The organism is Streptomyces sp. KLMMK (assembly GCF_036961605.1).
GTDB classification, from domain to species: domain Bacteria; phylum Actinomycetota; class Actinomycetes; order Streptomycetales; family Streptomycetaceae; genus Streptomyces; species Streptomyces telluris.
In genome coordinates this window covers 1-4709 of record NZ_JBAMDC010000461.1, presented here as the reverse complement: position 1 = coordinate 4709, position 4709 = coordinate 1, and the positions used below count along the sequence as shown (strand labels likewise).

Annotated in this window: 7 protein-coding genes; 6 read left to right on the top strand and 1 reads right to left on the bottom strand. The window is 72.8% G+C overall.

Going from position 1 to position 4709, the window contains the following annotated elements:
- The coding region (locus tag V7793_RS33635; RefSeq protein ID WP_336013491.1) for an isochorismatase family protein at positions 1 to 272 on the top strand (272 nt) is incomplete at its 5' end.
- A 22-nt stretch (positions 273 to 294) separates the two neighbouring features.
- On the opposite strand, the gene V7793_RS33630 is transcribed toward V7793_RS33635, so the two are convergent.
- The gene (locus V7793_RS33630) at positions 295 to 801 is read right to left on the bottom strand and encodes a Rieske (2Fe-2S) protein (RefSeq protein WP_336013490.1); all 507 of its coding nucleotides are present in this window, start codon (positions 799 to 801) and stop codon (positions 295 to 297) included.
- Positions 802 to 896: 95 nt separating this feature from the next.
- Here V7793_RS33630 and V7793_RS33625 point away from each other — a divergent pair, with 95 nt between their 5' ends.
- The 5 genes from V7793_RS33625 (at position 897) to V7793_RS33605 (ending at position 4615) form a co-directional block, all read left to right on the top strand.
- Entirely contained in the window at positions 897 to 1721 is an 825-nt protein-coding gene (locus V7793_RS33625) for a HipA family kinase (protein ID WP_168092109.1), read from the top strand.
- Positions 1718 to 2113, top strand: coding sequence for a DUF3037 domain-containing protein (locus tag V7793_RS33620; protein ID WP_336013489.1), 396 nt, complete (start codon positions 1718 to 1720; stop codon positions 2111 to 2113). The genes V7793_RS33625 and V7793_RS33620 overlap by 4 nt, the downstream gene beginning before the upstream one ends.
- Positions 2114 to 2254: 141 nt before the next feature.
- Positions 2255 to 3016, top strand: a complete 762-nt coding sequence (gene fabG / locus V7793_RS33615; protein WP_336013488.1) for a 3-oxoacyl-ACP reductase FabG — start codon at positions 2255 to 2257, stop codon at positions 3014 to 3016.
- Between the two features lie 14 nt (positions 3017 to 3030).
- Complete coding sequence (locus V7793_RS33610) at positions 3031 to 3816, top strand: SDR family oxidoreductase (RefSeq protein WP_336013487.1); 786 nt, start codon at positions 3031 to 3033, stop codon at positions 3814 to 3816.
- A gap of 100 nt (positions 3817 to 3916) precedes the next feature.
- Positions 3917 to 4615 carry a uracil-DNA glycosylase gene (locus V7793_RS33605; RefSeq protein WP_336013486.1) on the top strand — a complete coding sequence of 233 codons (699 nt, stop codon included), beginning with the start codon at positions 3917 to 3919 and terminating at the stop codon, positions 4613 to 4615.
- Positions 4616 to 4709: the final 94 nt, after the last annotated feature.

Below are 4709 nucleotides of genomic sequence, written 5' to 3'. Positions count from 1 at the left end.
CCCTGGCGGGCACGGGCGTGGACGCCCTGCTGCGCAATCTCGGCTGCCGCACCCTCGTCGTCACCGGCGTCTCGGCCAACGTGGCCGTACCCAACACCGTCTTCGACGCCGTCAACCTCGGCTACACGGCCGTCGTCCCCGCCGACGCCATCGCCGGCGTGCCCGCGGACTACACCGCGGCCATGGTCAGCCACACCCTGGCGCTCGTCGCCACCGTCACCACGGCCGAGGCCGTCCTGCGCGGCTGGCGGAGCACGCCCCGGAGCGGCTGACGCCGGGCCGCGGCGCCCGGGCTCACCCCAGGTGCAGCGAGCCGTCGCGGACCGAGACCTGCTCCTCGGGGAGCGGCCCCTGCGCCGGACCGCCCTGCACGCTCCCGTCCGCGATCCGGAACCTGCTCCCGTGGCACGGGCAGTTGATGGTGCCCCCGGAGACGTCCTTGACCACGCAGCCCTGGTGGGTGCAGACCGCCGAGAAGGCCTTGAACTCGCCCTTCACCGGCTGGGTCACCACGACCTTCCGGTCCGGGAAGACCTTGCCGCCGCGCTCGGGGATGTCCGCGGCCTTCGCGAGCTCCCCGCCCGCCTTCCCGCCCTCGTCCTTGCCCCCGTCGCCGTCGCTGCCCCCGCCGCACGCGGCGAGCACGGTGACGAGACCGGCGGCCCCTGCCGCCGCGACGACACTGCGGCGGGTCGACCCGCGCGGGGCCGGGGAGACGGAGGTCCCGCCGGAGTCCGGGGATCCGGCGGAGACGGCGGAGTCCGCCGAGTCGGTGGAAGCGGTCCGTGACGTGTGGTTCATGTTCGCTCCTCTGAACGTGCAGGTTCGGGGAGACGTACGGAGCCGGCGGCCCCCGCGTTCAAAGGGCGGCGGAAGTCCCGCAGTAGCCTGGGGCAATGCTCCCCGAAGTCACAGCCACCCGATACGTCACGCCCTTGCGTGAGGGCGGCTCGCTCCCCGGCATCGTCGAGGCCGACGATCTGGGTACGTACGTCATGAAATTCACCGGCGCGGGTCAGGGCCGCAAGACGCTGGTCGCCGAGGTCGTCTGCGGACAGCTCGGCCGCGCGCTGGGCCTGCGCGTCCCGGACCTGGCACGCATCCAGCTCGACCCGGTCATCGGCCGGGGCGAGCCGGACCAGGAGGTGCAAGGGCTGCTCAAGGCCAGCGGCGGGCTCAACCTCGCCATGGACTTCCTGCCCGGCGCGCTCGGCTTCGACCCGCTCGCCTTCGAGGTCGGGGCGGCCGAGGCCGGCCGCGTGATCTGGTTCGACGCGCTCATCAACAACGTCGACCGCTCCTGGCGCAACCCCAACCTGCTCGTGTGGCACGGTGAGCTGTGGCTCATCGACCACGGCGCCACCATGATCTGGCACCACAACTGGCCGGGGGCCGCCGCGGCCGCCGCCAAGGCCTACGACGCCTCCGACCACGTCCTCGCCACCTTCGGCCCGGACCTCGCCGCGGCCGCGGCCGAGCTCGCGCCGCGTGTCACCGAGGAGCTGCTGACCGAGGTCGCCGCCGACGTGCCCGACGAGTGGCTCGCGGACGAGCCGGGCTTCGACGGCCCCGACGCGGTGCGCCGGGCCTACGTCGAGGTGCTGCTGGAGCGGGCACGGAGCATCGGCGACCGGATCACGGTCGGCGAACGCAGCAAGGACAAGCCTTCGCAGGCGCCGGAGTGGGTGCGTGTCAGGCTCGACGGAAGGGCCGGGAAGTGACCGGGCGCCACAACGGACGCGACGTTTTCGAGTACGCACTGCTGCGGGTCGTCCCCCGCGTCGAGCGCGGTGAGCAGATCAACGCCGGGGTCGTCGTCTACTGCCAGGCCAAGGGCTACGTCGCCGCCCGCGTCCACCTGGACGAGGCGCGGCTGCTGGCCCTCGACCCGGCGGCGGACGTGGCGGGCGTACGCGCCGCGCTCGGTGCCGTCGAGGGCGTCTGCCTCGGCGGGGAGCGCGCCGGACAGGCCGCCGGGGACGACCCCGGGCGGCGCTTCCGCTGGCTGATCGCCCCCCGCAGCACGGTCGTGCAGCCGGGCCCCGTGCACGCCGGCCTGACGGCGGATCCGGAGAGCGAGCCGGAGCGGCTGCTGGACCTGCTGGTGAGGTGAGGTGCGGGGCGGCGCGGGAAGGCGTTGACAGCGGGTGGCGGGGCTTCTAGCGTCTGATCCGCCGAAGCTACTAAGCGGTTGCTCACCTGCCCGGCGGGGTGCCGGGCGGGCGGGCCGCCTTCGAGGTGAGGAGATCCCCGTATGCCCAAGCCCGAGCAGCGCGTGGCCGTCGTCACGGGCGCGGCCCGCGGCATCGGTGCCGCGACCGCCGTACGCCTGGCCCGGGAGGGCCGCGCGGTCGCCGTCCTCGACCTCGACGAGGAGGCCTGTGCGGGCACCGTCGAGCAGATCACCGCGGCCGGCGGGCGGGCCCTCGCCGTCGGCTGCGACGTCTCCGACGCCGACCGGGTGGACGCCGCCGTCACCCGGATCGCCGCCGAGCTGGGCGCGCCGCTCATCCTCGTCAACAACGCGGGCGTGACCCGTGACAACCTGCTGTTCAAGATGAGCGAGAGCGACTGGGACACCGTCATGAGCGTGCACCTGCGGGGCGCGTTCCTGATGTCGCGCGCCTGCCAGAAGCACATGGTCGACGCGCGCTTCGGCCGCATAGTCAACCTCTCCAGCAGCTCGGCCCTCGGCAATCGCGGCCAGGCCAACTACGCCGCCGCCAAGGCCGGCGTGCAGGGCCTGACCAAGTCGCTCGCCAAGGAGCTCGGCAAGTTCGGCATCACCGCCAACTCCGTGGCCCCCGGTTTCATCGCCACCGAGATGACGGCCGCCACCGCGACGCGCCTCGGCATGACCTTCGAGGACTTCAAGGCCGCCGCGGCGACCCAGATCCCGGTGGAGCGTGTGGGCGAGCCCGAGGACATCGCCAACGCGGTCGCCTTCTTCACCGGCGAGGAGGCGGGATTCGTCTCGGGACAGGTGCTGTACGTGGCCGGCGGACCGCTCAACTGACAGGAAGCACGGAGATGACTGCACAGCAGCAGGAGCAGCAGGAGCAGGCCGGCCGGCAGGACACCGGCAAGGTCGCCCTCGTCACCGGCGCGAGCCGCGGCATCGGCTACGGCATCGCGCAGGCGCTCGTCGCCCGCGGCGACCGCGTCGTGATCACCGGCCGCAACGAGGACGCCCTCAAGCAGGCCGTCGAGTCGCTCGGCGCGGGCCGGGCGATCGGCATCGCGGGCAAGGCCCACGACGAGGCCCACCAGGCCGCCGCCGTGCAGCACGCCATGGAGGAGTTCGGCCGCGTCGACTACCTGGTCAACAACGCCGGGACGAACCCCGTGTTCGGCCCCATGGCCGAGCTCGACCTCGGCGTCGCCCGCAAGGTCTTCGAGACCAACGTCATCTCCGCCCTCGGCTTCGCGCAGCAGACGTGGCGGGCGTGGCAGCAGGACAACGGCGGCGCGATCGTCAACATCGCGTCGGTCGCCGGCATCTCCGCCTCGCCCTTCGTCGGGGCGTACGGCATGAGCAAGGCCGCGATGGTCAACCTCACGCTGCAGCTCGCGCACGAATTCGCGCCGGGGGTGCGGGTCAACTCCATCGCACCGGCCGTCGTCAAGACGAAGTTCGCCGCCGCCCTCTACGAGGGGCGCGAGGACGAGGTCGTGGCCTCCTACCCGCTCGGCCGCCTCGGCGTCCCCGAGGACATCGGGGGAGCGGCCGCGTTCCTGCTCTCGGACGCGGCCGGCTGGATCACCGGGCAGACCCTCGTCGTGGACGGCGGGATCTTCCTGAACGCGGGGTTCTGACCTCGGGCGGCACCGGGTGCCGGGGGCGGGCGTCGGCCGTTGTCAGTGGTCGCCGGTAAGTTCTCACCCGAGAACGGAACGAACCCCGGAGGTTGTTGACGTGACCGTCACCGACGTGCTGCCCCAGTCCTGGCACGGTGTCCTCGCCGAGGAGCTGGACAAGCCCTACTTCAAGGAGCTCACCGACTTCGTGGAGGAGGAGCGCACGAAGGCACCGGTGTACCCGCCGCGCGGGGAGGTCTTCGCAGCCCTGGAGGCCACTCCGTACGAGAAGGTCAAGGTCCTCATCCTCGGCCAGGACCCCTACCACGGCGCGGGCCAGGGCCACGGCCTGTGCTTCTCGGTCCGTCCCGGGGTGAAGACCCCGCCCTCCCTGCGCAACATCTACAAGGAGATGCGCGAGGAGCTCGGCTACGACGTCCCGGACAACGGCTACCTCCAGCCGTGGGCCGAGCAGGGCGTCCTGCTGCTCAACGCCGTCCTGACCGTCCGCGGCGGCGAGCCCAATTCCCACAAGGGCAAGGGCTGGGAGAAGTTCACCGACGCGGTCATCCGCGCCGTGGCGTCCCGGCCCGACCCGGCCGTCTTCGTCCTCTGGGGCAACTACGCCCAGAAGAAGCTGCCCCTGATCGACGAGAGCCGGCACGTCGTGGTCAAGGGCGCCCACCCCTCGCCGCTGTCGGCGAAGAAGTTCTTCGGCAGCCGCCCCTTCGGCCAGATCAACGAGGCGGTCGCGGCCCAGGGCCACGAGCCGATCGACTGGCGCATCCCGGACCTGGCGGCCGTGCCGGCCCTCTGAGCCGGTCCCGGCCGGGGGCCTGCGGGCGGGCATCGTGCCCGCCGGCCGGCCTCCGGCCCCGGCCGCCTCGCGGCGGCGCGTCAGTGCCCGTAGA

Bases quoted from the DNA above. Each gene is read 5' to 3' on its own strand.
- V7793_RS33630 (WP_336013490.1), bottom strand. From the start codon at position 801: ATGAACCACACGTCACGGACCGCTTCCACCGACTCGGCGGACTCCGCC.
- V7793_RS33625 (WP_168092109.1), top strand. From the start codon at position 897: ATGCTCCCCGAAGTCACAGCCACCCGATACGTCACGCCCTTGCGTGAG.
- fabG (WP_336013488.1), top strand. From the start codon at position 2,255: ATGCCCAAGCCCGAGCAGCGCGTGGCCGTCGTCACGGGCGCGGCCCGC.
- V7793_RS33610 (WP_336013487.1), top strand. From the start codon at position 3,031: ATGACTGCACAGCAGCAGGAGCAGCAGGAGCAGGCCGGCCGGCAGGAC.